Origin of the sequence: Tardiphaga alba (assembly GCF_018279705.1) — a bacterium.
GTDB classification, from domain to species: Bacteria; Pseudomonadota; Alphaproteobacteria; order Rhizobiales; family Xanthobacteraceae; genus Tardiphaga; species Tardiphaga alba.
Genome location: NZ_CP036498.1, coordinates 3,608,415 through 3,634,124 on the forward strand (window position 1 = coordinate 3,608,415; position 25,710 = coordinate 3,634,124).

25 protein-coding genes, 1 tRNA gene and 1 pseudogene are annotated in these 25,710 nt (G+C 61.8%); 7 read left to right on the top strand and 20 right to left on the bottom strand.

Annotated elements, in window-relative coordinates; translation table 11 throughout:
- Window positions 1-79 precede the first annotated feature (79 nt).
- The 12 genes from RPMA_RS17035 to rpoZ all read right to left on the bottom strand — a co-directional run bounded on the left by RPMA_RS17035 (window position 80) and on the right by rpoZ (window position 12,224).
- Window positions 80-3,313: an autotransporter domain-containing protein gene (locus RPMA_RS17035; protein ID WP_305848999.1), complete on the bottom strand. Its 3,234-nt coding sequence runs from the start codon at window positions 3,311-3,313 to the stop codon at window positions 80-82.
- A 329-nt stretch (window positions 3,314-3,642) separates the two neighbouring features.
- A complete protein-coding gene (recO, locus tag RPMA_RS17040) occupies window positions 3,643-4,386 on the bottom strand; it encodes a DNA repair protein RecO (protein WP_211908902.1) in 744 nt (247 codons plus the stop codon).
- Between the two features lie 33 nt (window positions 4,387-4,419).
- On the bottom strand, window positions 4,420-4,824 hold the full coding sequence (locus RPMA_RS17045) for a hypothetical protein (protein ID WP_249225247.1): 405 nt from the start codon (window positions 4,822-4,824) through the stop codon (window positions 4,420-4,422).
- A gap of 2 nt (window positions 4,825-4,826) precedes the next feature.
- Window positions 4,827-5,762, bottom strand: a complete 936-nt coding sequence (era, locus tag RPMA_RS17050) for a GTPase Era (RefSeq protein ID WP_249225249.1) — start codon at window positions 5,760-5,762, stop codon at window positions 4,827-4,829.
- 11 nt (window positions 5,763-5,773) lie between these two features.
- On the bottom strand, window positions 5,774-6,583 hold the full coding sequence (rnc, locus tag RPMA_RS17055; RefSeq protein ID WP_211913702.1) for a ribonuclease III: 810 nt from the start codon (window positions 6,581-6,583) through the stop codon (window positions 5,774-5,776).
- A complete protein-coding gene (gene lepB / locus RPMA_RS17060) occupies window positions 6,580-7,338 on the bottom strand; it encodes a signal peptidase I (RefSeq protein ID WP_211908905.1) in 759 nt (252 codons plus the stop codon). Before lepB ends, rnc begins: the two co-directional genes overlap by 4 nt.
- A gap of 249 nt (window positions 7,339-7,587) precedes the next feature.
- Entirely contained in the window at window positions 7,588-7,743 is a 156-nt protein-coding gene (locus tag RPMA_RS17065; protein ID WP_211908906.1) for a hypothetical protein, read from the bottom strand.
- Complete coding sequence (locus tag RPMA_RS17070) at window positions 7,740-7,976, bottom strand: hypothetical protein (protein WP_211908907.1); 237 nt, start codon at window positions 7,974-7,976, stop codon at window positions 7,740-7,742. The genes RPMA_RS17065 and RPMA_RS17070 overlap by 4 nt, the downstream gene beginning before the upstream one ends.
- A 63-nt stretch (window positions 7,977-8,039) precedes the next feature.
- On the bottom strand, window positions 8,040-8,453 hold the full coding sequence (gene acpS, locus RPMA_RS17075) for a holo-ACP synthase (RefSeq protein WP_211908908.1): 414 nt from the start codon (window positions 8,451-8,453) through the stop codon (window positions 8,040-8,042).
- Window positions 8,450-9,208 (bottom strand): pyridoxine 5'-phosphate synthase, encoded by a 759-nt coding sequence (locus RPMA_RS17080; protein ID WP_408056444.1) that lies wholly within the window; start codon window positions 9,206-9,208, stop codon window positions 8,450-8,452. Before RPMA_RS17080 ends, acpS begins: the two co-directional genes overlap by 4 nt.
- Before the next feature lie 161 nt (window positions 9,209-9,369).
- Window positions 9,370-11,682, bottom strand: a complete 2,313-nt coding sequence (locus tag RPMA_RS17085; protein WP_211908909.1) for a RelA/SpoT family protein — start codon at window positions 11,680-11,682, stop codon at window positions 9,370-9,372.
- A gap of 149 nt (window positions 11,683-11,831) precedes the next feature.
- A complete protein-coding gene (gene rpoZ, locus RPMA_RS17090) occupies window positions 11,832-12,224 on the bottom strand; it encodes a DNA-directed RNA polymerase subunit omega (protein ID WP_211908910.1) in 393 nt (130 codons plus the stop codon).
- A gap of 366 nt (window positions 12,225-12,590) precedes the next feature.
- On the opposite strand from rpoZ, the gene RPMA_RS17095 reads away from it, so the two are divergent.
- Both RPMA_RS17095 and RPMA_RS17100 read left to right on the top strand, forming a co-directional pair.
- On the top strand, window positions 12,591-13,217 hold the full coding sequence (locus tag RPMA_RS17095) for a LabA-like NYN domain-containing protein (protein WP_211908911.1): 627 nt from the start codon (window positions 12,591-12,593) through the stop codon (window positions 13,215-13,217).
- 37 nt (window positions 13,218-13,254) lie between these two features.
- A complete protein-coding gene (locus RPMA_RS17100) occupies window positions 13,255-13,938 on the top strand; it encodes a uracil-DNA glycosylase (protein ID WP_249225251.1) in 684 nt (227 codons plus the stop codon).
- A 93-nt stretch (window positions 13,939-14,031) separates the two neighbouring features.
- On the opposite strand, the gene RPMA_RS17105 is transcribed toward RPMA_RS17100, so the two are convergent.
- The 4 genes and pseudogenes from RPMA_RS17105 to dapA form a co-directional block, all read right to left on the bottom strand.
- The gene (locus RPMA_RS17105; RefSeq protein ID WP_211908913.1) at window positions 14,032-14,607 is read right to left on the bottom strand and encodes a peroxiredoxin; all 576 of its coding nucleotides are present in this window, start codon (window positions 14,605-14,607) and stop codon (window positions 14,032-14,034) included.
- A 129-nt stretch (window positions 14,608-14,736) separates the two neighbouring features.
- Window positions 14,737-15,210, bottom strand: a complete 474-nt coding sequence (smpB, locus tag RPMA_RS17110; protein WP_211908914.1) for an SsrA-binding protein SmpB — start codon at window positions 15,208-15,210, stop codon at window positions 14,737-14,739.
- Between the two features lie 55 nt (window positions 15,211-15,265).
- Complete coding sequence (gene mscL / locus RPMA_RS17115; RefSeq protein WP_211908915.1) at window positions 15,266-15,685, bottom strand: large conductance mechanosensitive channel protein MscL; 420 nt, start codon at window positions 15,683-15,685, stop codon at window positions 15,266-15,268.
- Window positions 15,686-15,839: 154 nt separating this feature from the next.
- Window positions 15,840-16,732, bottom strand: a pseudogene (gene dapA / locus RPMA_RS17120) (4-hydroxy-tetrahydrodipicolinate synthase).
- Window positions 16,733-17,002: 270 nt separating this feature from the next.
- Between dapA and RPMA_RS17125 the strand changes: the two are divergent.
- Window positions 17,003-19,411: a lytic transglycosylase domain-containing protein gene (locus RPMA_RS17125; protein WP_408056554.1), complete on the top strand. Its 2,409-nt coding sequence runs from the start codon at window positions 17,003-17,005 to the stop codon at window positions 19,409-19,411.
- Between the two features lie 227 nt (window positions 19,412-19,638).
- Here the strand turns inward: RPMA_RS17125 and RPMA_RS17130 are convergent, their stop codons facing one another.
- Window positions 19,639-21,189 (bottom strand): porin, encoded by a 1,551-nt coding sequence (locus tag RPMA_RS17130; RefSeq protein WP_211908916.1) that lies wholly within the window; start codon window positions 21,187-21,189, stop codon window positions 19,639-19,641.
- 615 nt (window positions 21,190-21,804) lie between these two features.
- Here RPMA_RS17130 and RPMA_RS17135 point away from each other — a divergent pair.
- Window positions 21,805-21,896, top strand: a tRNA-Ser gene (locus tag RPMA_RS17135).
- Between the two features lie 69 nt (window positions 21,897-21,965).
- Here RPMA_RS17135 and RPMA_RS17140 read toward each other — a convergent pair.
- Window positions 21,966-22,448: a lysozyme inhibitor LprI family protein gene (locus RPMA_RS17140; RefSeq protein ID WP_211908917.1), complete on the bottom strand. Its 483-nt coding sequence runs from the start codon at window positions 22,446-22,448 to the stop codon at window positions 21,966-21,968.
- 184 nt (window positions 22,449-22,632) lie between these two features.
- The gene (locus tag RPMA_RS17145; RefSeq protein WP_211908918.1) at window positions 22,633-23,601 is read right to left on the bottom strand and encodes a tetratricopeptide repeat protein; all 969 of its coding nucleotides are present in this window, start codon (window positions 23,599-23,601) and stop codon (window positions 22,633-22,635) included.
- A gap of 349 nt (window positions 23,602-23,950) precedes the next feature.
- On the opposite strand from RPMA_RS17145, the gene RPMA_RS17150 reads away from it, so the two are divergent.
- Both RPMA_RS17150 and RPMA_RS17155 read left to right on the top strand, forming a co-directional pair.
- The gene (locus tag RPMA_RS17150) at window positions 23,951-24,232 is read left to right on the top strand and encodes a hypothetical protein (protein ID WP_211908919.1); all 282 of its coding nucleotides are present in this window, start codon (window positions 23,951-23,953) and stop codon (window positions 24,230-24,232) included.
- A gap of 152 nt (window positions 24,233-24,384) precedes the next feature.
- Window positions 24,385-24,621, top strand: a complete 237-nt coding sequence (locus RPMA_RS17155) for a hypothetical protein (RefSeq protein ID WP_211908920.1) — start codon at window positions 24,385-24,387, stop codon at window positions 24,619-24,621.
- A gap of 205 nt (window positions 24,622-24,826) precedes the next feature.
- Here RPMA_RS17155 and RPMA_RS17160 read toward each other — a convergent pair whose 3' ends face one another.
- On the bottom strand, window positions 24,827-25,030 hold the full coding sequence (locus tag RPMA_RS17160) for a cold-shock protein (RefSeq protein WP_211908921.1): 204 nt from the start codon (window positions 25,028-25,030) through the stop codon (window positions 24,827-24,829).
- 343 nt (window positions 25,031-25,373) lie between these two features.
- Between RPMA_RS17160 and RPMA_RS17165 the strand changes: the two genes are divergently transcribed.
- Window positions 25,374-25,655, top strand: a complete 282-nt coding sequence (locus RPMA_RS17165; protein WP_211908922.1) for a hypothetical protein — start codon at window positions 25,374-25,376, stop codon at window positions 25,653-25,655.
- The last annotated feature ends 55 nt before the right edge of the window (window positions 25,656-25,710 follow it).

Sequence of the window (25,710 nt, forward strand, 5' to 3'; positions counted from 1 at the left end):
CGGTCAGGCGAATCGGGCAAGAAATGAATCAAATGTCACGGGAAAGTTCCCGCAAACGGTGATAGCCGGCTACCCTGCACTACCACGCGTAGCGCACCACACCCTTCCCCGCATAGCTGCGGGTGACATCCGAAAACTCGCCTTCAAACGTACCGGCGATGGACCAGCCGTTCATCCACTTCAGTTCGGCGGAGGCGGAAGTCAGCGCCGTGTGCTTCGCGAGCGAAGCGCCGTTGACGACGAAGCTCGCGCCCGGCAGCGACTGGAAGGTCGCGCTGGCAGAGCGATCGCGGTTGGTGTCGTGCGCCCAGGCTGCGCGACCGCGCAGCGTGAGGATCGCGTCGTTGACGGCGAAGGACTTGTCGGTGCGCAAACCAAGCTCGCTGCGCGGCGACAGTGCGATCTTGGCGGCATAGGACAGCGCGAACAGATTGCTGCCCGCGACGCTCCGTTCCGCATAGGACGGCAGGTCGAACGCCGTGACCTGGAACGCAGCGTAAGGCGTGAGGCCGACACCACCGATCCATGGCGCGACAAACCGGTTGCCGACCTCAAAGCGGCCGGAATAGCTGTTGGCGTTGAAGTTCGCGCGCAGCTGATCGAGGCCGGCAACCGTGACGGTGCGATCCGTCGTGATGTCCTGCCAGCCGTAAGCCGCGGCGGCGCTGACATAGACCGAGCCGATATTGTGCCGGACGAAACCACCGAACTGGAACATGTCCGATCGGCCGGAGCCGCCGCCATTCACCGAGAAATTGGTGCCACCGCCGGCCATCGAGAAGCCGGCAACCGTGAACGGCGAGAACCAGTAGTCGGCGCCGACGGCCATGCCGTAGATGCTCGACTTGCTGTTGTTCGATCCCATCGCCGCATTGCCGTCGGTGGTCTGCGAGCCGCCGAAGCCGGCCGCCCAGACGTTCCAGCACTCCTGCGGCGTGTCCATCAGCGGCGCCTTGCGGTGGATCGATGCGAAGGCATCGGTCGGCGCACGCTTCGGCGCGGCATAGGCCATCGCGTTGCCGGCATAGGGCATCGCGCCTGGTGCGCCCTCGCCGCGGCCGGCGGCGAAGGGATCGGTCATCATGTTCATGAACATGCTGGACGCATCGAACGAGGTCTGCTGCGATCCCGTCGTGGTCTCGCCGGCCACCTGCATCAGGCCCTTAGCATCGAGCGCGCCGAAAGCGAGCGGAATGCCGCCGGTGCGATCGAAGAAATCCGTCAGCGCGCGGCCGACACTGGCCTGATTGCCGCTGAGCCCGCCGGGAATGCCGAAAGCCAGCTCCAGATTGAGATAAACATTATGGGTGTCGTAGCTCAGCGTCGATGTGATGCTGGATGGCAGGTTGGTGTTGACCAGCGATCCAAAGGTCGTGCCGCCAAGGCCGTTCGTCGCGTTCAGGATTGTATATTGTTTCGTCACGTAGCTACCGGCCGAGAAGCTCGCATTCACCTTCGCACCGCCGAGATCGGCGCTGTCCGTCACGTTGACGCGGTCGGCATTTGTCGGCGAAACCTCGACGATGTAGGTCGAGGCCGATGTCATCACGAGATTGCCTTGCACCGTGAGCTGGCCGATGGAGTTGCCCGGCGCCAGCGTGCCGCCATTGATGGTGGTGTTGCCGACAGTGCCGATGCCGCCAAGCGTGCCTGACGTATTCACCGTGGTCATCGACGACGTAGCGATCGAGCCGTTGACACTCAGCGTGCCGCCATTGACGGTGGTCTCGCCGGTATACGTACTGGTGCCGGACAGCGTCAGCGTGCCGGTCCCGATCTTGGTGAGGTTGGCCTCGGGGACGATCTCGTCATTGATCACGCCAGCGAATTCGGTCGATGTATTGTTGCCACCGGTAGTCAATGTCGAAAAACCGAAGATGCCGACATCGCCGCTGCCCGCGAGCGAGCCGATCGTCTCGGAAGTGCCCATCTCAAATCGTGCCGACGCATTGACGATGACGCTGCCGGTGTCCGAGATCGCCTGGCCGTTGAATATCCTCAGCGTGCCTTCGTTGATGGTGGTGCTGCCGGAATAGGTGTTGGTGCCGCCGAGCTGCGTTGTGCCGGCTCCGTCCTTGGTCACATGACCGGTGCCGGAGATGGCGCCGTCGAAAGTCACGGCATCGCTGCGGTTGAAGGCGAGCGTGCCGTTATTGACGACATCGCCGAGGATCGATCCCGTGGTGCCGCCATCGCCGATCTGCAGCGTGCCTTCGGTGATCCGGTAGGTCATCGCGGAGCCGGCTGTGCCGGTGGCGGTCCAGATGCTGCTGCCCGATTTCTCCAGCGTACCGAAGCCCTGATACTGCGACAGGTCGAAACTCGCATCCGCGCTGCCGCCAAGTCCCAATGTGTCAGCGGTGCTGAAGGCAACGACATTGCCGGTGATGACCGAGCCGGACATGAGGGTCAGGCTGTTGACACCGCCGGTAAAGGTGATCGCATTGGCGCGGGTCAGGTCATCCCCGCTCATGCCGCCCGAAATGCTGCCGGAATTGACGATGGTGAGGTCCGCACCAACGACGCCTGCGCCGCCCGCACCGGCCGCGCCGGTTGCACCAAAGTTACGATTTACACCGCCTGCACCGCCTCTGCCGCCAGTGATCGTCCCCGAATTGATCAGCTCGCCCGATGCTGCGAACCACACACCGACGCCACCCGCACCGCCACCGCCGGCACCCGTTGTGCCGCCATCGCCGCCGCTGCCGCCGGCACCGCCTGAAATGCTCAGCGCTGTTACGCTGCCGGCACCTGTGATGAACGCACCATAGCCGCCACCACCGCCGCCACCGCCGCTATAGTTGCCATAACCGCCAACGCCACCGTTACCACCGGTCGCCGTGACACCCGACGCAAATGTCGCGGCAACGACACCGTGCGCGCCGCCGCCGCCGCCAGAGCCGGCGCCGCCGGTGGTGCTGTTGCTGGTACCACCGCCTCCATCCTTGCTGCCCGCTGTTCCGCCTGCTCCCCCAGCGAAGAGATTGTTAGAGCCATCAGAGCCGGCACCGCCATTGCCACCGCCGGCGCCACCGCCGCCGCCGCCGTTGGTAGCGCGGCCGTCGGTCCCGGCGCTTCCTGCGCCGTTGGTTGGATCCGTGGTTCCACCCGCGCGGCCGGAGCCGCCATTGCCGCCGGTCTGTTGCGCGAGGGCCGGCGCGGCCAGCGTCGCCATTGCGAGTGCCAGGACACTCGCCGTGATATGCAGACGCACCCGGCGCCGGGCCGATGACCGGAAGGCGAAAGACGGCCTGTCGCCGGCGGGAACGGACAGAGCGGCGACAGGGGTCACGTCGAGCGAGGGTGACGACATCGGAGGCATTCCCAACCATTGCACCGACAGCGCTGTCGGCATTCCATCGAGCGCGGTCTCCCGCACGGTGTCCGCTTGAGCGATGTCAGATCAGGCTGGTGCGGGGCTCTTGCCGCGCGTTGCGCTTCACTGCTGCCGGCTCATGCGAACACATTTCCGCCACGCTTCAGCGATTCGACTATGAGGTACAATGAAACCGGAAGCCTATTCCGAGGCGAGTTGCGCTTTTGGCAATGGTGTGATGATACGGTAACAGGGTAGTGCGAACGGTCTGCAACCATTCAGGGCAGCGTTCCGCGCCGCGGCAGGTATCGGCGCCGTGACCGGCCTTATTCGCCTCGCTTCAGCTGCCGCATCACCACCCCGATGAAGCCTGTACGCGCCTCTGAGAGCTGCTGCCCGCGCGGCTCCAGCACATTGCGGAGCAGGAAGCGGCCGGTGATGGCAAACCCCTCCTGCAGATCGCGGTCGGACAGGCCGTGCTCCGCGACATAGGCCTCGCGCATGAAAGGCGGCAGCGGCATCAGCTTGTCGCGCCAGGGCTCGCCGGCTGAGCGCGAGACGGCGTTGCCGGATTTCGGCGAGACATAGATCAAATCGGTGGTCGCGCCGGTGGCCGCGCAGTTCTCCAGATCGAGGCCGACGCCGAGTTCGGCGAGCATAGCCAGTTCGAAGCGGATCGTGTGGATGGCGGCGACAGCGGGATGATCGAAGTCGTCGAGGATGTGTTCGAGCATGGCGTAGATATCGTCATGCGGATCACGCTCCGGCAGCAGCCGCGCGATCGCCGCGAGATGGGTGACGCCGTAGGCGGCATGGGACGCACCGAGCAGCGTCGCCGCGCGGAGCTTGGTGGCATCGATCAGGTAGTAGCCGAGTTGCTCGTCGAGCCGCGCGCGCCAGATCGCCTGCACGCTGTTGCCGGGCTGCAGGACCGGGCGCATCCGCGACCCCGCCCCGCCACGCACAAGGCCGAGATGCCGACCATGGCTACGCGTCATCAGCTCGACGATGGCGCCGGATTCGCCATGTCGCCGCACGCCGAGGATGATGCCTTCGTCGGTCCATTCCATGGGGGAAATATAGCAGACCGCAGGGTGGACTGGCTAAGCGTTAAACCATTCGCGCGCTTCGCCCGTGAACGCGCAATACAATCCCAGCGCCGTCAAAATGCACGACACGATCTCGATAGCATTGTCGAATTGCAGGCCGTAGACACCGAGCATCTGGAACAGCGACAGCACCGACAAGCTCAGCGACACCACCAGCACCCAGCGCGGCCAGCTCTTGCGGCGATAGGCGGCGAGCCAGACCAGATAGACGAAGAACAGCAGCATGCAGGCGGCAACCAGGCTTGCCGCTGCAATGGTGCTTTCCGACAGGCGAAGGTCAGGCGTGCGATCCTGGAAAGCGATCGAGATGCAGTCGAGGATCAGCGACGCGTAGAGCAGCACTTCGAAATAGAAGACGTTCTTGGGCAGGTCGGCAGGAACGGTCACGGCTGCACTCACGGTCATTCCTGCGGGAATTCGAGGCCCATCTCACGATAGCGATTGGGATCTTCACCCCAGTTCTCGCGCACCTTCACGAACAGGAACAGATGCACGGGCACGCCGACGATCTCGGTGATTTCCCGGCGCGCAACCGCGCCGATGGATTTGATGGTGGCGCCGCCCTTGCCGAGCACGATCTTGCGCTGGCTCTCGCGCTCGACAAAGATCGTCTGCTCGATGCGCACGGAATTGTCCTTGCGCTCCTGCCAGCTGTCGGTCTCGACGGTTGACTGGTACGGCAGCTCCTGATGCAGCTGGCGAAAAATCTTTTCGCGGGTGATTTCCGCCGCGAGATGCCGCAACGGTGCATCCGACATCTGGTCTTCGGGATAGTGATACGGGCCTTCCGGCACGTCGGCCGCGAGCCGGCGGCGCAGGTCATCGACGCCATCGCCGGTCATGGCCGAGATCATGAAAGTCTCGTCGAATTTGAGGCGCGCATTGGCATCGGTCGCCAGTTTCAGCAACCGTTCTTTGGCGACGATATCGACCTTGTTGATCACCAGGATCTTCGGATGATTGACCTTGGACAATTGATCGAAAATCGCCTCGGCCTCTTCATTGATACCGGCCTTGGCATCCAGCAGCACACAGACGAGATCGGCATCATGGGCGCCGCTCCAGGCGGTCTTCACCATGGCACGGTCGAGCCGGCGCTTCGGCGCAAAAATACCGGGCGTATCGACCAGGATGATCTGCGCATGGTTCTCGATGACGATGCCGCGGATCAAAGCGCGCGTGGTCTGCACCTTGCGCGAGACGATGGTGACCTTGGAGCCGACCAGCGCATTGACCAGCGTGGACTTGCCGACATTGGGCGCACCGATCAGCGCAACGAAACCGCAGCGTGTCTCCTGCGGGGCGCCTTCGGCGGTGTGGTCAACGTCGTCGTTCAAGTCATCATCCTTCAAGATTTCACGCCTTCGCGCTCGAGCATGGCTGTTGCTGCGGCTTTTTCGGCGGCACGCTTGCTGCCGCCCTCGCCTTCAGCAGATGCGAGCCCGCTCACATCCACCGCGATTTTGAAATGCGGATCGTGATGCGGGCCGGAGCGCGCAACTTCACGATAGACGGGCGTCGGCAGACCACGGCCCTGCGCCCATTCCTGCAGCACGGTCTTGGGATCGCGCAGCGGACGCACCGGCTTGCGCATGCGCTCCGTCCAGTTGCGCTGCACGAACCCCTCCGCGGCGGGATAACCACCGTCGAGGAAGATCGCGCCGATCACAGCTTCACAGATGTCCCCGAGCACCGACTTGCGCAAGCGCTGGCCGACACCGGCGCCGACCGAACCGAGCTTGATCGCATCCTGGAACCCGAGCAGCCGCGCGACATCGGCGCAGGCTTCCTTGCGCACGAGATCGGCCAGCCGCTTCGACAACTCTCCCTCGTCGCCATTCGGAAAGGCGCGATACAGCATGTCGGAGATCACGAGGCCAAGCACGTGATCGCCGAGGAATTCGAGGCGTTGATAGCTTTCGCTGCGGCTGCGCTGCGACTTCAGCGCGGAGACATGCGTGAAGGCCGTCGCCAGCAGTTGCGCATCCTTGAAGACGTGACCGATCCGCGTCTCGACTTCGGCAACGGCCGCCTTGGCATCGGCACGGGCGCGCTTCTTGCGCTGGGCCGTCGTCTCCTTGGGCGCCTCCGGCGTCACGCTGTGTTCGTCGTCCCTCGGCGCGGCCGCCTCGATGGTTTTGGTGTGATCGTCCGTCATCGCACGATGGAGAAAATGCGGCTCCAGCGCACGGCGGTCGGCCAGCGCCAGATCTGCCAAGCCTGTTCGCCCTCGGCGATCGAGAAGAAGATCATCTGCGCGCGACCGACGAGATTTTCGGACGGCACGTAACCGACCGCCGACTGCACGCGGCTATCGGTTGAGTTATCACGATTGTCGCCCATCATGAAGAAGTTGCCGGGCGGCACCTTGTATTCGATGGTGTTGTCGTAGAACCCGTTATCGACGCAATCGAGCGTCTCATAGCTGACGCCATTGGGCAGCGTCTCTTTCCAGCGCTTCACGCGCGCGGTGGCATCGGAGCCGCAGGGATCCTCGCCGACGAAATCACTCATGCGCTCGCGCTGCACAGGCTTGCCATTGATGTGAAGCAGCCCCTCTTTCATCTGCACGGTGTCGCCGGGCAGGCCGATCACGCGCTTGATGTAATCGGTGCTGTCATCCTTCGGCAGGCGGAACACGACCACGTCGCCGCGGGCCGGATCGGAGCCGAAGATGCGACCGGAGAAGATGTTGGGCGACAGCGGGATCGAATAGTGGCTGTAGCCGTAGGAGTATTTGGAGACGAACAGGTAGTCACCCACCAGCAGCGTCGCCTTCATCGAACCCGACGGGATGTTGAAGGGCTGGAACAGGAAAGTCCGGATCACCAGGGCGATGAGCAGCGCGTTGATGACGACGCGGATGGTCTCGCCAATGCCGCTTTCAGACTTGGTCCCGGATGTCACGCTCATCGCTTTCCCGATTCCCGCGCCAAGGGGCGCAGATGTCCTTAGCATATCGCGCCAGGACGTGGGTCCGGCAGCCAAAATGCAACAATCTCAACTGGTTATAACAAAGTCCTGCAAAGGCCTTTGAGGGCATGAGCAAGGATTTGCGGCGGATCGATTTCTCCGCAGGTTTAAACGGTTGTCGATACCGGTGCAATGAATTGCCCCGTCAAGCGGCCGTGACAGGGGGATGGTGAGCGCAAGCCGCGCGCCCTATTCGGCGGCCTGTTTGAGGTCCGCCCGCGGGCCCTCCGCCTGTTCAGCCTCCGGATCGTGCCGGTTCAAGCGCATCATGACAAATGCAAAGCAGATGGCAAAAAAGGCCCCTATAAACGGCGCGGACAGTGCGTAAATCTCGAAATAGGTCATTCCCTGATCCCTCCGAGCGCCAAATGTCCAACAAAATGTAAGGCTGCACTCAACAGCATGCAAGCCAAGGAGCCGATGATGAGAATGCCTCCATTGATCCCCGCCGGCGTCAAACCATAGAAGAACGCCAAGGCCGGACCGATGCAGCCGGCGGACAAGAATGCAGCCGCAATCGTGTTCATGAAGCCTGCGAGCAGCTTCACCCGCTCGTTTTGCACGACTTTGCTGATCATGGCTCCCCCGATAAACCGGAACCATGATTACACGCAAAGGCTACACACACAAAAAACAGCCACCTATAACTTAGCGAAAGCTGAAATGATCACAAAGGCCTGCGCCAGCGGCCAGTCATCGGTGATCGATAGGTCGATCTGGGCCTCATGGCCGGGCGGGATCAGCTTCTCCAGCCGCGCCAGTGCGCCGCCGGTCAGTTTCATGGACGGTTTGCCGCCGGGCAGGTTGATCACGCCCATGTCCCGCCACCAGACCCCCTGTCGGATCCCGGTCCCGAGCGCCTTGGACATCGCCTCCTTGGCGGCGAAGCGCTTGGCATAGGTGGCGACCACCATCTTCTCGCTCTTGGCGCGGCGCTGGGCACGCGCCCGCTCGGCTTCAGTGAAGACGCGATCGAGGAACCGGTCGCCATGGCGCTCGATCACCTTGGCGACGCGGGTGATGTCGATCAGGTCCGAACCGATGCCGATGATCATGCGCGCGCCCGCTTGGCGACACCGCGATCCATCGCCGCGCGCATCTGCTTCACCGTCTCGGACAGACCGACGAACAACGACTCGCCGATCATGTAGTAGCCGATATTCAGCTCCATGATTTCGGGCAGCGCCGCGATGGTCTCGGCGGTTGCGTAATCGAGGCCGTGGCCGGCATGGACTTCCAGGCCAGCGGATTTAGCCAGCTTCACGCCTGCCGCAATGCGCTGCCACTCGTTCTCGGCCTTGATGAGTTCGCCGTCGGTGATGGCGTCGCACCAAGCGCCGGTATGGATCTCGATCACCGGTGCTTTCAGTTTGGCGGCCATCTCAATCTGCTTCGGGTCGGCGGCGATGAACAGCGAGACGCGCACGCCGGCGTCGGTGAAGCGCGCAATGGTCGGCTCCAGCGACTCGCGCTGGCCGACCACGTCGAGGCCACCTTCGGTGGTGAGCTCCTCGCGACGCTCGGGCACGAGACACACCGCATGCGGCTGCACGCCGAGCGCGATCCGCACCATGTCAGGCGTTGCCGCCATTTCGAAATTCAGCGGCTTCGAAATCTCCGCTTTCAAGCGCTCCATATCGGCATCGCGGATATGGCGGCGATCCTCGCGCAGATGTGCAGTGATGCCATCGGCACCGGCAGCGATTGCTTCCAGCGCGGCGCGCACGGGGTCCGGGTGCTTGCCGCCGCGCGCATTACGCAAGGTGGCCACATGGTCGATATTGACGCCGAGACGGAGGGACGAAGACATGGGCAGCTTTCGGAAAACAGCGATATTCGATGGCGTATTTCTAGCAACCCGCCGCCGTCATTGCGAGGAGCCTCTTGGCGACGAAGCAATCCAGATTCACAAAGGAAAAACGGGATTGCTTCATTGCTTCGCTCCTCGCAATGACGGTGGAGAGACCGCCCCTACCCGTTCACCCGCTCGACTTTCGCCACGACCGCTTTCGCGCGCAGCTGGGCGATGATCGCGCTGAGATGCTTGAGGTCGTAGACGCCAAGATCGATGGTCTGCTCGGTGAAATCGGGCGAGCGGCGATGCATGCTGATATTGTCGATATTGCCGTCGTGATCGGCGATCACCTGGGCGATCTGCGCAAGGCTGCCCGGCTCGTTGACATTTTGCAGGAACAGGCGCGCCGGGAAACGCTGCGGCGACGAATCGTCCACGTCCCATTTCACATCAACCCACCGCTCCGGCTCTTCCTCGAACTCGCGCAGGGCCGGCGACTGGATCGGATAGATGGTGATGCCCTCGCCCGGCGTGACGATGCCGACGATGCGATCGCCCGGCACGGCGCCGCCATTCGGCGCAAAGCGCACCGGCAGATCGGAATTGACGCCGCCGATGGAAATCACCGAGGTGAACTTGCCGGCGCCATCGCCGGTCCGCACCTTGTCAGCCGTGCTCTTCTTATTGGCGGCGAAACGACCGACGCGTTCTTCCTTGTAGTCGGGATACATCGCGCGCGCGACATCCGCAGCACGCAACTCGCCGCGGCCGACCGATGCCATGACATCGTCAATCGACGAACGCGCAAGGCGTGGCAGCGCGCCCTTCAACTGATCGTCGGCATAGTCGATCTTGGCGCGGGCGAACAGGCGCTCGACGATCCGGCGACCGAGGCTCGCATATTGATCGCGCATCGCGGTGCGCGTGGCGCGGCGGATCGCAGCCCGGGCCTTGCCGGTGATGGCCAGCGCTTCCCAGGCAGCCGGCGGCGCCTGCTGCGCCTTGGAGGTGAGCACTTCCACTTCGTCGCCATTCTGCAGCTCCGACGACAGCGGCGCGAACTTGCCGTTGACCTTGCAGCCGACAGCGCTGTTGCCGACATCGGTATGCACGGCATAGGCGAAGTCGATGACATTGGCGGCGCGCGGCAGCGCGATCAACTTGCCCTTCGGCGTGAAGCAGAACACCTGGTCGTGGAACAGTTCGAGCTTGGTGTGCTCCAGGAACTCTTCCGGATTCGTGCTCTCGGACAGGATCCCAATGGTGTGGCGCAGCCAGGCGAAGGCATTGGACTCGCGCTTCAGCCGCTCATTCGGCGAGCCCGCGCCCTCCTTGTAGAAGGCATGCGCGGCGATGCCGTATTCGGCGATCCGATGCATTTCCTCGGTGCGAATCTGCAGTTCGACGCGCTGATTGCCGGGTCCGATCACGGTGGTGTGGATCGAACGATAGTCGTTCTGCTTCGGCGTCGAGATGTAATCCTTGAAGCGGCCGGGCACGACGGGCCATGTCGTATGCACGACGCCGAGCGCGCGGTAGCAGGCTTCGAGATCTTCGAGGATGACGCGGAAGCCGTAGATGTCGGAGAGCTGTTCGAAGCCCACCGACTTGCGCTTCATCTTGGTCCAGATCGAAAACGGCTTCTTGCGACGCCCGGTGACGCGCGCCTTGATGCCGTTCTTTTGCAGCTTGGTGGAGAGATGGCTTTCGATCATGCCAATCAGGTCGCGATTGCGCTCGGTGAGCGCATCGAGGCGCTGCACCACAACCATATGGGCATCGGGATCGAGCACCTTGAAGGAGAGCTCTTCCAGCTCCTCACGCATCGCCTGCATACCCATGCGGCCGGCCAGCGGCGCATAGATGTCGAGGGTCTCGTCGGCAATGCGGCGGCGCGAGGCCGGCGGCATGAACTCCATCGTCCGCATATTGTGCAGGCGATCGGCGAGCTTGATCAGCAGCACGCGCACGTCGTCGGCAATGGCCAGCAGCAGCTTGCGGAGATTCTCTGCCTGCTTGGCCTCGCGCGACACCAGCTCCAGCCGCTTGAGCTTTGTCAGTCCCTCGACCAGCGCGCCGATATCGGGGCCGAACAGCTTGTCGATCTCGGCGCGGGTGGCCTCGGTATCCTCGATCGTGTCATGCAGCAGCGCCGCGACGATGGTGGCATCGTCGAGCTTGAGATCGGTCAGAATCGCCGCGACTTCGAGCGGGTGGGTGAAATAGGGATCGCCAGACGCCCGGGTCTGCTCACCATGGGCCACCATGGCATAGACATAGGCGCGGTTGAGCAGATCCTCGTCGGTGTTGGGATTGTAGGAGCGAACCCGTTCGACCAGATCGTATTGCCGCATCATGCGCGCACGCCCGGCGCGCGCCGTCTTCGCAGCTCCCTCCGCAGATGGTGTATCGGTGCGCGCCGACGTTGCCGGAGCGACGGTCTCGCTCTCGGCCTGCATCTGCCGTGTATTGCGGCGCGAACTGGCCATCGTCCTCTTTCGTGCGGTCAACAGTGACTCTGCGTGATTGCGCAAGTGTGCCCTGAAACCATTCCAAAAAGCAAAGGCCCGGACGCTTGTCCGGGCCTGTGCGCGAGATGTTGATCGGGAGAGTTAAGCAATACGCATCGCGTATCGGTTTACTCGTCCTCTTCCGGCTGTTCTTCCGGCGGAGCCAGACCTTCGAGGCCCTTGAGCAACTCTTCCTCGGTCATGCGCTCGACGGCCACTTCGGTGTCGTCGGCATCGACGCTGGCGCCGGCCGAACCGATCAGCGGCACGGCATCCTGCTCGGGCTCATCGACCTCGACGAACTTCTGCAGCGAATGCACGAGCTCCTCGCGGAGATCTTCCGGCGAAATGGTTTCATCGGCGATCTCGCGCAGAGACACGACCGGGTTCTTGTCATTGTCCCGGTCAATCGTAAGTTGAGAGCCGGACGAGATCATGCGCGCCCGGTGAGCGGCCAGAAGGACCAGATCGAACCGGTTATCGACCTTGTCGATGCAATCTTCGACGGTAACGCGCGCCATGAAATGTCGCTCCGTGTGCTGGGGGACCGAAAATGATGATTATGCGGGCTAGGTATAGGGGGTTTGCGTCCGGCGCAAGAACGAAATTAGAATCTCGCCTTCGAGGTTTCGTTTTCTACCCCATTATGTTACCCTTTATGGTATGTGACGGTTAACTCCGTTTCGTGGCCAAAAAACGTCTGCAAGTCACCAAAAGGCTGCATTGCCTAGGCAGAGGGATGAGCATATCGCTCTCCGCAATTCCTTTGTGTGACGCCTGATCAAGCCGTTCTGCCAGAAGGCGGACGACCACATTGCATCAAATGCGCGACGGCGAACACGTCGTGCCAAAAACGTGAACAACAACAAACCATATGAGAAAACTTGATGTCTCTATCGTCTAACAAGATCGCGCTCTTCATTGACGGCGCGAACCTCTATGCCACTGCAAAGACGCTTGGTTTCGACATCGATTACAAACGCCTCCTGAAGGAGTTCCAGAGCCGTGGCACTCTGGTTCGCGCCTTTTATTACACCGCGATCATCGAGGATCAGGAATATTCATCGATTCGCCCGCTGATCGATTGGCTCGACTACAACGGCTACACCGTCGTGACCAAGGCCACGAAGGAATTCATCGATGCATCCGGCCGGCGCAAGGTGAAGGGCAACATGGATATCGAGCTTGCCGTCGATGCCATGGAACTCGCCGAACATGTGGATCAGATCGTGCTGTTTTCCGGCGACGGCGATTTCCGCTCGCTGGTGGAAGCCGTGCAGCGCCGCGGCGTCCGCGTCACCGTGATCTCCACGATTTCGAGCCAGCCCCCGATGATCGCCGACGAGTTGCGCCGCCAGGCGGACGTGTTCACGGATCTGATGGAGTTGCAGAGCAAGATCGGCCGTGATCCGGCCGAGCGCCCTGCCCCGCGCGAACCGCGTCACCAGACGCCGCAATTCCTGCAGCGCTCGGCCACTGTGGCACCGCGAGGCGACGACGATTTCGAAGACTGAGACTTCCAAGCCCGACACCTTGAAGACTCGGACTCAATTGAGCCGACAACAGCCGGCGGTGGTCGCAACCACGATCTCCGCTGGCACTTCGACGGATCCTGGCCGCGACTGCCCGCTTTGCCCGCGTCTGGTCGATTACCGGACGGAGCTGCGCGCGCGCGAACCGGACGGCTTCAATGCGCCGGTCCCCTCATTCGGTGGCCCCGATGCACAGCTGCTGATCGTCGGCCTCGCGCCGGGCGCCCAGGGCGCCAATCGCACCGGGCGCCCATTCACCGGCGATTATGCCGGCGACCTGCTCTACGACACCCTGCTGCATTTCGGCTTTGCCACCGGCACCTTCCTGGCACGACCGGATGACGGGCTGACACTGACCAACAGCCGGATCACCAATGCGGTGCGCTGCGTACCGCCGCAGAACAAGCCGCTACCGGTGGAGATCACCACATGCCGGCCGTTCCTCATCGCCACCATGGACGAGATGCCGAACCTGCGCGCCATCGTGCTGCTCGGCCGCGTCGCCCATGACACGATGCTGAAGACGCTGGGCATCCGCGCGGTGACGGCACCATTCGGCCATGGCGCCGTCCATGATGCCGGCCGGTTCAAGCTTTACGACAGCTATCATTGCTCGCGATACAACACGAATACCGGCGTGCTCACGCCGGAAATGTTTCGTGCGGTGTTTGCGCGGGTGAAGAAGGATCTGGCTCGCGGTTGACTTGTAGGGTGGGCAAAGGCGCGAAGCGACGTGCCCACCTTCAAGTGTACCGGTGTTAAAGGTGGGCACGCTGCGCTTTGCCCACCCTACAGGTCAAACCGGATTGGCCTTCAACCATTCCAACACATCTCCTGCATTCCGGTCCGGCGGAAACACCGGATAGAACACATGCGAGATGGTGCCGTTGTCGATGATCAGCGCGAGGCGCTTGATCAATGTGAGATCGGCGACATCCATGGTCGGCAAGTTCAGCGCGTCGGTCAGCTCGAGCTTCTCGTCAGACAGCACCGGAAACGGCAGATGCAGCCGCGCGGCCATCTCGGTCTGGTAGGCATTGCTCTGCGTGGACAGGCCGAACACCTGCTTTGCACCCGCGGCTTTCAGCTCGGAAAACAGATCACGGAACGAGCACGCCTGCGTGGTGCAGCCCCGCGCGCCGGGGATCATGTCCCAGTCGTCGGTAAGTCCGATCTTGCCAGGCTCGCCCGTGCGCGGATAGCCGAACACCACGGTGCGGCCTTTCAGTTCGGAGAGATCGACCGTGGTATCATCGGTAGCGCGGAGGCTGAGCGACGGAATCGCCATGCCGACCAGATGCACCGCCGCGCCATCGTCCTCAGGCGCCGGAATCTTGCTCCAATCGACATCGGTGAGGCTCGGTTGGGTCACGCTATGAACTCCGTCATTGCGAGCGTAGCGAAGCAATCCAGTCTTCGCTTGCGGCCCTCTGGATTGCTTCGTCGCTGCGCTAAGGGAAAAGCCAATTGGCTTTTCCTGACCTCGCAATGACGACGGTGATTACCCCCGCGCGCGCAGCAAACGCCCCTTCTCGCGGCTCCAGTCGCGGTCCTTTTCGCTGGCGCGCTTGTCGTGCAGCTGCTTGCCCTTGGCGAGCGCGAGCTGCAGTTTCACGCGGCCGCGTTCATTGAAATACATCTTGAGCGGCACCAGCGTCATGCCCTGACGCTCGACTGCGCCCATCAGCTTGTTGATCTGCTTGCGATGCAACAGCAGCTTCCGCGGGCGCTTGGGCTCGTGGTTGAACCGATTGGCCTGCAGATATTCGGGGATGTTGCTGTTGATCAGCCAGATCTCGCCGTCCTTGGGATCGGCATAGGATTCCGCGATCGTGCTCTTGCCGTTGCGGATCGACTTCACCTCGGTGCCGGTCAGCGCAATGCCCGCCTCCACCGTGTCTTCCACGGCGTAATTGAAGCGGGCCTTGCGGTTCTCGGCGACAACTTTGATCGGGCGTTCGTTCTTCTCGGCCATCACATGCTTTCGGTGCTAGGCACCAGATATAGGAACGCCCTGCCCGCGCACCAAATCAGGCTTTGGTCTTGAGCAGGTCGCGAATTTCGGTGAGCAAGGCCACTTCGGCGCTCGGCTTCGCCGGCTCGGCAGGCTTCGCCTCCTCCTTGCGCTTCAGCTTGTTCATGCCACGGATCACCATGAACAGCACGAAGGCGACGATGATGAAGTTCAGCGTCAGCGTCAGGAAGCTGCCCCAGGCCAGCACCGCGCCCTGCTTCTTGGCGTCGGCGAGATTGGTGGCGGTCACCGACTTCGAGAGGCCGGTGAAGTAATTCGAGAAATCGAGGCCGCCGGTGATGGCGCCGATGATCGGCATGATGATGTCCGCCACCATCGACGACACGATGGCACCAAAGGCCGCGCCGATGATCACGCCGACGGCGAGATCGACCACGTTGCCCTTCATCGCGAAATCACGAAATTCCTTCAGCATGCGCAATCCCCTCAGTCCTGAAATAACCGGTCAATCCCGGCGAATAGAAAAGCGATGATGTAGCCAAAGCAGCCGGGCGTCCAATGGATCGTGTCTAGCTTTTATTTGACGCGTTTTCTTGACGCGAACCGGATCCACTTCGCTGGAAAACGCTCTAGTTGATCAATCCGGCATGAACCATGGCGGCACGGATGGCTTTGCCGGTCGGCTCCGTCACAGGCAGCAGCGGCAGACGCACGCTTTCGTCGCCGCGGTCGAGCAGCTTGAGGCCATGCTTGGCGCCGGCAAGGCCCGGCTCCTTGAAGATGGTGTCATGCAACGGCGTCAGGCGATCCTGCACCTTCAGCGCGCCGGCATAGTCGCCCTTGAATACCAGCTCCATCAGTTCGGCGCAGAGTTTTGGCGCCACATTGGCGGTGACGGAGATGCAGCCATGGCCCCGGCGGCCATGTAGGACAGCGCCGTCATGTCTTCGCCCGAGAGCTGGATGAAATCCGGGCCCATGGCGTGGCGCTGCTTGGAAACGCGGCCAACATCGGCGGTGGCGTCCTTCACACCGGCGATGTTCTTGAGTTCGTACAAGCGCGCCATGGTCTCGACGGACATATCAACCACGGAGCGCGGGGGAATGTTGTAAATAATGATCGGAATACCGATCGCGTCATTCACCGCCTTGAAGTGCTGATACATGCCCTCCTGGGTGGGCTTGTTGTAATAGGGGGTGACGACGAGGACGCCATCGGCGCCGGCCTTCTCGGCATGCTTGGCAAGTGCCACGGCTTCCCGGGTCGAGTTCGAGCCGGCGCCGGCAATGACGGGCAAGCGGCCCTTGGCTTCGTCAATGCACCATTCGACGACCTTGGCGTGTTCCTCATGGCTCAAGGTCGGGCTCTCGCCGGTGGTACCGACGGGAACCAGTCCGTGGGAGCCTTCGGCGATCTGCCAGGCGACGTGGGCGCGCACGGCTCCCTCGTCCAGCGCACCGGCTTTGAACGGGGTGACCAGAGCTGTGTAGGACCCCCGGAAAATCGTCTTGGTGGCTGCCATGGTCTGCTCCGAACGCGATGCGGCTTCCGCCGTCTGCTTGAACCTATTGAATGGACTGCGAGTCTTACCGACTTCGGAGCTGCGGCGAAAGACCGCCCAAGCCGGTATCAGGCTGGTTTTGCGGCGTTTCCGCCCCGATTTCGCCGCTGTGACGGCGCACATCACGATGCGAGGCGACCGGCGTTGACGAATTGGTCACCCTTTCAATCAAATACATCAGGGGAATGTCGGCGAAGATGTGATTCGCCGCGAGGAAACAGCGTGACGCGACTGATCCCAACTCCTGCGGCCCGACGGACGGCGCTCCGCGCCGGCTTAGCGCTGCTGCTCAGCGTCTCGATCCCGGCACTCGAAGCCGGCGCCGCCGGTACGACCGACGCATCAAAGACCAGCCAGGCAGCCAAAGGCGCCGCGGCCAAGCCGGCCGCCGCCAAGCCCGCAGCAGCCAAAGGCGCAGCGGACAAATCGGCTCCGAAGCCTGCTGCAGCCAAGCCTGCAGCCTCCAGACCGGCTCCCGCCAAATCCACGGCCGCGAAGTCCGATGCAGCAAAGCCGGCGGCATCAAAGCCTTCGGCCGCGAAGACGACGGCCGCCAAACCCGCTGCGGCAAAACCCGCCGCGGCCAAGCCCGCCACGGCGCCCGCAGCACATACGGGCACGGTCAATCCGGCGCCTGTGATCCAGCCGGCCACGCGCCAGCATGCCGTCGCCCCGCCGGCCGCGAAGAAGCCGCCGCCTGCCCGCGCGGCGATCGCCGCCACCAGCTCAACCTCGCAGGCCGATGGCCAGGCTCTGGAAAACGTCATCGAGCTCGTCCGCAAGGGCAAGAGCGGTGAAGCCGGCCAGGTCGCGCAGACCATCGGCGACCCCGTCGCGCGCAAACTCGGTGAGTGGATCTATCTGCGCAGCGAGAACAACGGCGCCTCCGTGGAGCGCTATCGCGCTTTCATCGCCGCCAATCCGAGCTGGCCATCGCAGACCTTCATGCGCCGCCGCAGCGAGGCCGCATTGTGGGACGATCGCCGCGACGACAGCGCAATCCAGGCCTATTTCGCAGATGAAAAGCCGATCTCTGCCAAGGGCAAGTTCGCTCTGGCGAAGTCGCTGCTGGCACGCGGCGACCGCGCAACGGCCGAGCGCTTGATCCGCGACGCCTGGCGCAGCGATCCGATTTCCGGCGACACCGAGAACATGGCCATCGACCAGTTCGGCGCTCTGATCACACCCGGCGATCACAAAGCGCGCATGGACATGCTGCTCTATGGCAGCGATGGCGATCCCGGCCTGCGCTCGGCGAAACGCCTCGGCGGCGCGCAGATGGCGCTGGCGCGGGCGCGCATCGCTGTCACCAAGAAGGCATCGAATGCCAAGGCGCTGCTCGATGGCGTGCCGCACGAATTGCACAGCGATCCCGGCTATCTCTTCAGCCGCATCCAGCAACTGCGCCGTGACGAACGTTTTGCCGACGCCGCGCGCTTGATGTCGTCCGTGCCGAAGGACATCAGCCGCCTGCACAATCTGGACGAATGGTGGATCGAGCGCCGCCTGCTGTCGCGAAAACTGCTGGATATAGGTGAGCATCGCGCTGCCTATGTGGTGGCGCGTGATGCGGCCCTCCCCGCACGCGACATCTACAAGACCGAGCAGGAATTCACCGCCGGCTGGATCGCACTGCGCTTCCTGAAGGATCCTGCGACAGCATCGCAGCATTTCGCGCGCATCGGCGTCGGCAGCGTCAATCCGACTGCGCTGGCCCGCGCCGGCTACTGGCAAGGTCGCGCGGCGGAAGCCGCCGGCCGCAGCTCCGAAGCGCGCGCGGCCTATACGCGCGCGGCAGAACAATCGACCAGCTATTACGGTCAGCTTGCGCGCGGAAAACTCGGCCTGCCGCAACTCGACATCAGCGGCTCGCTGTCATCGCGCGCGCGCGGATCCGACCGCCTCGAAATCGTCCGCGCCGTGCAGCTGCTGTATGCGCTCGACGAGAAGGAGATCGCGATTCCGATCTTTGCCGATGTCGGCGAGAACGGCGATCCCGAAGCGGTGCTTGGCCTCAGCGAACTGGCGGCGCAAAACAAGGACGCGCGCGGCATGCTGCTGGTCGGAAAGGCTGCGCTCAATCGCGGCCTGCCCTTCGATCACTACGCCTATCCGACCATGGGCATTCCGAGCTATCGGCCGGTCGGACCGGAAGTCGAGCCCGCCGTCGTCTATGCGATCGCGCGGCAGGAAAGCGCGTTCAACCCGGCCGTCGTGTCACCGGCCAATGCCTATGGCCTGATGCAGGTGACGCCATCAGCCGCGCAATATGTCGCCAAGCGCCACGGCGCGACTTACGACCTCGCTCGGCTGAAGAACGACTCGACCTATAATGCCGCACTCGGCGCCGCCGAACTCGGCGGGCTGCTGGAAGACTATCGCGGCTCCTACATCATGACCTTCGCAGGCTACAATGCCGGCCGCGGTAGCGTGCGCAAATGGATCGAGCGCTACGGCGATCCACGCGATCCCAATGTGGATGCCGTGGACTGGGTGGAGTCGATTCCCTTCGCCGAGACGCGCAACTACGTCCAGCGCATCATGGAAAACCTGCAGGTCTATCGCGCCCGCTTCGGCGGCGGCACCAAGCTGCAGATCGACGCCGACCTGCATCGCGGCCGCGGCAGCAGCGTCGAGTAACGCCTCCTCCGTTTGTCACCACCCGCGAAAGCGGGTGGTCCAGTAAGCACGATCGCTCCAACTCCACTACAACAGCCGATGTCTACTGGATCGCCCGGTCAAGCCGGACGACGACAATGAGGCGCCCGGCGCCATCAGCCGCAACTTCGTCACCCAAACAAAAACCCCCGGCAGTTTCCTGCCGGGGGTCTTTTTGTCCGATATCGATTGCCGTGAGGCGGTCGATATTAGAACGAGCGCAGCACCTGGAACGAGCCGTTGTAGATGCTCTGATCCTGGAGAGCGTAGCCGCCCTGCGGGTTCGCACGGCCGCTCACAGAACCACTGAAGGTGCCACCGAGCTGCTGCTCGAGACGGGTGTAGGTGAATTCGGCCGAGAAGGTCAGGTTCTTGACCGGGGTCCAGGCGGTACGGGTACCGATCTGGGCGATGCCGAAGTCGAAGTTGCCAGTCGAACCGTTGAGCGAACCGTTGTTCGAACCGGTACCAGCGAGACGGCCCGCATCGAAAGCAGCGGCGAGGATCGCGTTGCCGCCGTCACCATACGAGATGTGGCTGTAGCTGCCGAACAGCGACGTGCGCCATGCCGGGTTCCAGTAGTGCTCGTAGAAACCGACAACCGACCAAGCTTCGCTCTGCTGGATCTGGCCATTGAGGCCATACACGCCGTCAAGCACGTAACCAAAAGCGATCGAGTTCGCATCAGCCTTGGCAAAGCGACCGCCGCCGGTGCTGTCGGTGGTGCCGCCAGCCATTGCGTACTTGGCAGCGCCCTTGGCATAGGTGGCTTCGAGCTTCAGGCTGTCGCCAGCACCGGTCGGCAGGTTCTTGAACTCGACAGCGCCGTTGACGGCGAAGCCGTAGGAGTCATCCGGATGGCCGGTGCCCGAGTTACCCGCAGCGAAGCCGCCGGTCCCTGCGGCACTGTAAGCACCCGCGTAGAAGCCAGGAGTGATCGTGTGCATCGCAGCACCGAAGTGTAGCGAACCCCAAGCCTGATCGAGGCGCAGGTTGGCGACAACGTCCGGAATGTGGTTGCCACCATAGGAATTACCCAGGAAGGTATTCGCAGTGGTGCCGTAGCCGGAGGTGGTGGTGCCGGTGCCGCCGAACGGAGCAGCAAGCTGCAGACCGGCGTTGTAGAGACCGGCATTGCGATAGGGCGTCGCGTTTTCGAGCGAGATGGTGCCCGACACGCCGTTACCGAACGAAGCGGTGTACGAGATCTGCGGGATACCGGTGGTGTTGTTCGAGCCGGCCATGAAGCCCGACGAGACGTAAGGCTTCGAGAGCGCCCACTGCGGGTCGAACTGCGAGACGGCCTTACCGAAGGTGAAACCGGCGAACTGAATGAACGCGTAGTCGACTTCAGCGAAGCCGCCAGCGATGTTTTCACGGTTCTGCGAGAAGTCGAACTGCAGGTTCGCATAGGTGCGGACAACGCCGTATTCGGTGGCGGTGCGCGTATCGGTGGTCAGGTTGATACGCGAACGGCTGACGAAGTTGTCCTTGTTCCAGGCGCCGGCGCCACCAGCGCTACCCTGCCAGAACGGGGTGTCGTAAGCATTGCCGTTGATGGTGGTGTCGATACGGATCGCGCCGCCGATCTTGACGCAGGTGTCGGTGCCCGGGATGTAGTAGAAACCGGCGCCGTAGAGAGAGCAAACCTTCACGTATTCAACGGCCTTGGCCTTGACCGGAAGATCTGCTGCCTGAGCGCCACCAACAGCGAGGATCGTCGCTGCGGAGCCCAGGATAAGGCCCTTAATCGTCTTCATGTAACCTCCAAGTTGCTAAAGGGAAGGTTCCGTCACGGGGTGAAACACCCTGAAGACAAGCCCCTAGATCCCTGACAACCCGCACCGAGACTCACGACCAAGCCACATGCCCGCGGCTCGAATCCATCATCAATACGGGACGACCTCGGGATGCCCCCTCCGTCGCAGGCGGACCATCTCCCAAGGCCTTCCGCTTCGCAATCATGGAACGCCTTAAAGCCGCCGCGGTTAGGCCGTTTCCAAGGAGGTGTTGCTCAAATCACACGGGCACGTGATTGATGAATTTCCATAAGCAACTGTTATTTATAGATTATTTTAGTTGTAAAATTACCGTCACAAACATCGCGCGTAACGTGCAATGCAACACAACCGATGCAGGGAATTGAAACAGACGCGATTTCGCCCCGAATCGAACCGGCCATCTGTCCGGAATCGCCGCGCCGATGACGTGTCATTTCAGCTGTAATCAAACGAGCACACGCACGCGCGTCACCCGTCTCGCCGCAAATCTGGTGCTGGACGTCGGCTTCTCCGTGAAAATCTCATCGTGCTGTTGATGGAGACGCCATCTGCCGCTTGCGGCTCACGCCGCTGTCGGGCATATGCAGCCATGATGGAGCTGTGGCCGAGTGGCTGAAGGCACCGCTTTGCTAAAGCGGCATACCTGTTAAAGGGTATCGAGGGTTCGAATCCCTCCGGCTCCGCCATCCCTACGCTAAACCATTCAGCAGCATGGCTGAACGCATTCCGACCGAGCGGCGTAAGGCCACGAGCTCTCAGTGCTCGTTGACCGCAGCGCCCAGCTTGATCAGGCTCAGCGCGCGGTTCGCTGTCTCGCGCAGGCGGCAGTAGCTCGCGCCGCCACGGTACATGCCGGGCTCGACTCGGTCGAAAACTGCGCAGAAACGATCGCGCGATACGGCGAAGCTTTTCTGCGAATCCGTGACCGGCTTGGTCACGTCCGGCCCGCCGCCGTTCGCCTGCTTCAGCGCCTCGTTGGTTTTCTGCGTCCAGATGGCGAGCTCGCGCGCAGCGCAGGCCTTCCAGTTATCGACGTCGCCGTTCTTGCCCTCTGCCGCCTTGATGCAGGGGTCGGCGACGAGCCCGACGCACGCGCCGCCGAAGCCACCGTTTTTCTCCGCGGTTTTCAGGCAGGTATTGATCACTGCAACGTCGGCAGGCGCAGTGCCTTGCGCGACAGCTATCGATGCAAGCGCGAAGTTGGCAGCAAAAATCGCTCCGGCAAATTTGAGCTTCATTGATCATCTCCGTTCGCAACTTGGTCTTGCAAGACCCCGCCTTGGTTCACCTGATTACGGTGTAGAAACGCAGCCGCGTGAAGTCGGAGCACACCGATGCGTGCGTTTCTGCCCGTTGAGCCGCCTCTCCGTTTCGTTCGCCGTACCCGAGAGGTGGATCGATCGCCCTCCCCGTCAGGAAACGCTATATCGCCTTTGATCCGACCTGCTCACGCACAAGCGACGCGCGTTTGAGGCATTCGTTTGCTTCATCAAAACGGCGCTGCCCTTTGTAGAAAAGTGCAAGATTCTCCAGCACCCCGACAATGTCTGGATGATTTGCACCTAAGGATTTTTCGTAGGTCGCGACCGACCGCTTGTAGAAGCGCTCGGCATCGGTGTTTCGACCTTGCCGCGAATACAGTGCTGCGAGATTATTCTGGGCGTGGGCAATATCGGGATGATCAAGACCGAAGGCCTTCGCGTTCACGATGATCGACCTTTTGAGAAGGCGCTCGGCGGCTGAATATTGGCGCATCTGAATATAAGCATCGGCCAGATTGTTCATGATCACCGTGGCTTCAGGATCGTCTGGACCGTTCGCCTTCTCCAGGATGGCGAGACCTCGCTCGAACATCGGCGCTGACTGGGTGTATTTGCCCTGCATGCTTGCGACGGCAGCGAGGTTGCTCAACGCCAGGACGATCGACGGATCTTCAGCACCGCGCATTTTCTCGGTCATCGCGATCGACCGCTTGAGATAAGCCGTCGCTTCCACATAACGCTTTTGAGCCCGGTAGAGATCTCCGAGATTGTTGAGCATCATGGCAATTTCAGCGTTTTCGGGCCCAGACACCTGTTCGCTCAATTCCAGCGATCGCTTGTAGAACGGCTCCGCGACGGCGTATTGACCCAACTGGTAATGGATCGTTCCCAGGTCGTTGAGCGCCATCGCGGTGTCTGAAGCCGAAGAGCGAGGATCCTTCTCGCGAAGCGACAGGGCTTTTTGAGCGAGCGGCAGCGCTTCCTTGTACTTGCCCGATCGATACAGCTCTTTCATCTGCATTGTGACGCTATACGCATCGTCATCCGACGCATAAGCGAGCGTGGAGACTGGAAGCGACAAGGCAATCGCAGTCACTGCGACACGCACGGAGGCTTTAAGGGTGATCATAGCCGGATCCTTGGATACTGGTTTTGAACGGTTCGCCGTATTCGTCCTTTCCATATCCAAATAGTTCAACGCGCTGACAGCTGCCCGTCGTCGAACCAAACGCGTAGTTTCCGCGACCAAGGTGAAATGAACACCTGTCGCAGCTGTAAATCCCCTCTCGCGCCGCTCAAGACGACATCAGAGACACCCACGTGTCCGGTCTGTGGAGTCTGGTGGCCCGAAGGGCTCGGACCGCATTGGATCATCCTGGGCCTGATGATCATTTTTGCGGCAGCGCGATTCATCAGCTAGAGCGCGACGGCGTGCAAACGACCAGCTATTCAAGAGCGATTTTGATGATGAGCGCGCCATGCAGTTTTTCTTGACTGAAGTTGTCGCCCGGCTTGTTGCGGCCTATTTTCTTTTTGATACGTACCGCACACTTCGCCGTGGGCTTTCCCATGGAAGCTTCGTGCCTTTTGAGCCCGACGTGGTGAACTGGATTCTGGAATCGTTTCAAGACCGAGCCGCACTCACGGTCCACCGCAAACGCACCCCGATCAGATTTTGGATATCCATCGGCCTGGACGCGCTGCTGCTGGTCGCCTGTTTTTACATCGTGGTATTTGGGTGGCGGCAGGTCAGTGGCTGAATGGCGCCGCTTGAAGCGCGACCACTATAAAATGCTGGCGCGCACAATTCTCTTACACGTTTTCAGATCGCTGACTGTCGAGCGAGAACTGCGCGTTAGGATGCATGTCCGCGATGACGGCATGAAGCCATGCATGTCCAAAGCTTGCGGGCATGATCGAAGTTCTTTCTCATATGCGCATGAAAGCATTCGACGTATTCGGCAGGTTTGCTCACGGTAAACTTGTCGAGACGATTCAAAGCCCGGCAGGTCAAACGCGGACAATGGTTATCGACAGCGCGGATGGCCGCACCGTGGTCAACAGTGAACCACTGTTCGGAAACGCCGAGGGCACGCTGGCCCTGCTCGGCACGATCGGCCCTGTCGCAATCAGTGCAAAGCAGGATTGAGCAGCCAACCTCTCCGCGTCACACCCCGAAATTCACGCCCACATCAGAAAACATCATCACCACTTCTTATCCATAGAAAAACCCGCCGATGTCGCTCCCGGCGGGTCTCTCTGAAATCACTCGCGCGTTCTTCGTCTGCACGGTCCTAGCCCGCGCATTTTTGGGCCAACATCGCCATTGCGCGCGCATCAGGAAAAAGAGGCGATCAGCCTACGCGCAGATTTTCTGCGGAGGTCTTGCCGCGGTTCTCTTGTTCTTCATAGCTCACCTTGGCGCCCTCATTGAGAGAGCTCAGGCCCGCCCGCTCCACGGCCGAGATATGGACAAACACATCCTTGCCACCGTTATCCGGCTGAATGAACCCATACCCCTTGGTCGCATTAAACCACTTCACAACACCTGTCGCCACGTCTGATCTCCACACCACTGATAAGGCTGCAGGCTATCGCACGCGGCCCAATACGCAAGGAAAACCCGCAGGGGTGAGGCGCCATACTTCCAGGAGAGCAGTTGCCGCACGCATCTCATAGCCCGGCCCGGGGCGTCTAAAACCACCCGCGCCCGTCGACCCGATGGGACGCTGCCGCATTGGAAGCCGCCTCCGGCCATTTGCACGACCTTACCTACGAGACTTCGCCTCTCTCGAGGTCGCTGCGCAGCCGCCATCCACAACCGTGTCTAGGACGCCCTTTTAGCACCCTGTGTCCGGTTGCGGGCATTCGCGAATCTGAACCGTGTGCTAGCCGCCATATATGAGTGACCACATCAGCTTCCTGAAAGCTCGCTACTGTACGTCCGTTCTGAAGACCGCAACGATCAGCACGGACGACGAGGCCCGCCATCTCATCGCGTGCCTGAGCCTCGAGCTTCCGACATCCCATACGTCGCAGGCCGTCAACATCGCCGAAAGAGATGCCTTGGCATCGATCCTCGCATTATCTGAGCGCTTTGCAGGACGAAGCGCGGCCTCGGTCGCTTCCGAATGGCGAGCGGCCAGTGATGCGGTGCGGCGCTGGATCGAAACTTCCAGCTAGCTGAACAGTTACGAACGACCTCCTGCTTTGATCGACGACTTACGCACTGGAATTC

Excerpts from the sequence above, each read along its gene's own strand:
- RPMA_RS17035 (WP_305848999.1), bottom strand. The coding sequence starts at position 3,313 with ATGTCGTCACCCTCGCTCGACGTGACCCCTGTCGCCGCTCTGTCCGTT.
- recO (WP_211908902.1), bottom strand. The coding sequence starts at position 4,386 with ATGGAATGGACCGACGAAGGCATCATCCTCGGCGTGCGGCGACATGGC.
- rnc (WP_211913702.1), bottom strand. The coding sequence starts at position 6,583 with ATGACGGACGATCACACCAAAACCATCGAGGCGGCCGCGCCGAGGGAC.
- lepB (WP_211908905.1), bottom strand. The coding sequence starts at position 7,338 with ATGAGCGTGACATCCGGGACCAAGTCTGAAAGCGGCATTGGCGAGACC.
- RPMA_RS17065 (WP_211908906.1), bottom strand. The coding sequence starts at position 7,743 with ATGACCTATTTCGAGATTTACGCACTGTCCGCGCCGTTTATAGGGGCC.
- RPMA_RS17070 (WP_211908907.1), bottom strand. The coding sequence starts at position 7,976 with ATGATCAGCAAAGTCGTGCAAAACGAGCGGGTGAAGCTGCTCGCAGGC.
- acpS (WP_211908908.1), bottom strand. The coding sequence starts at position 8,453 with ATGATCATCGGCATCGGTTCGGACCTGATCGACATCACCCGCGTCGCC.
- RPMA_RS17080 (WP_408056444.1), bottom strand. The coding sequence starts at position 9,208 with ATGTCTTCGTCCCTCCGTCTCGGCGTCAATATCGACCATGTGGCCACC.
- RPMA_RS17085 (WP_211908909.1), bottom strand. The coding sequence starts at position 11,682 with ATGGCCAGTTCGCGCCGCAATACACGGCAGATGCAGGCCGAGAGCGAG.
- rpoZ (WP_211908910.1), bottom strand. The coding sequence starts at position 12,224 with ATGGCGCGCGTTACCGTCGAAGATTGCATCGACAAGGTCGATAACCGG.
- RPMA_RS17095 (WP_211908911.1), top strand. The coding sequence starts at position 12,591 with ATGTCTCTATCGTCTAACAAGATCGCGCTCTTCATTGACGGCGCGAAC.
- smpB (WP_211908914.1), bottom strand. The coding sequence starts at position 15,210 with ATGGCCGAGAAGAACGAACGCCCGATCAAAGTTGTCGCCGAGAACCGC.
- mscL (WP_211908915.1), bottom strand. The coding sequence starts at position 15,685 with ATGCTGAAGGAATTTCGTGATTTCGCGATGAAGGGCAACGTGGTCGAT.
- RPMA_RS17130 (WP_211908916.1), bottom strand. The coding sequence starts at position 21,189 with ATGAAGACGATTAAGGGCCTTATCCTGGGCTCCGCAGCGACGATCCTC.
- RPMA_RS17140 (WP_211908917.1), bottom strand. The coding sequence starts at position 22,448 with ATGAAGCTCAAATTTGCCGGAGCGATTTTTGCTGCCAACTTCGCGCTT.
- RPMA_RS17145 (WP_211908918.1), bottom strand. The coding sequence starts at position 23,601 with ATGATCACCCTTAAAGCCTCCGTGCGTGTCGCAGTGACTGCGATTGCC.
- RPMA_RS17150 (WP_211908919.1), top strand. The coding sequence starts at position 23,951 with ATGCAGTTTTTCTTGACTGAAGTTGTCGCCCGGCTTGTTGCGGCCTAT.
- RPMA_RS17155 (WP_211908920.1), top strand. The coding sequence starts at position 24,385 with ATGATCGAAGTTCTTTCTCATATGCGCATGAAAGCATTCGACGTATTC.
- RPMA_RS17165 (WP_211908922.1), top strand. The coding sequence starts at position 25,374 with ATGAGTGACCACATCAGCTTCCTGAAAGCTCGCTACTGTACGTCCGTT.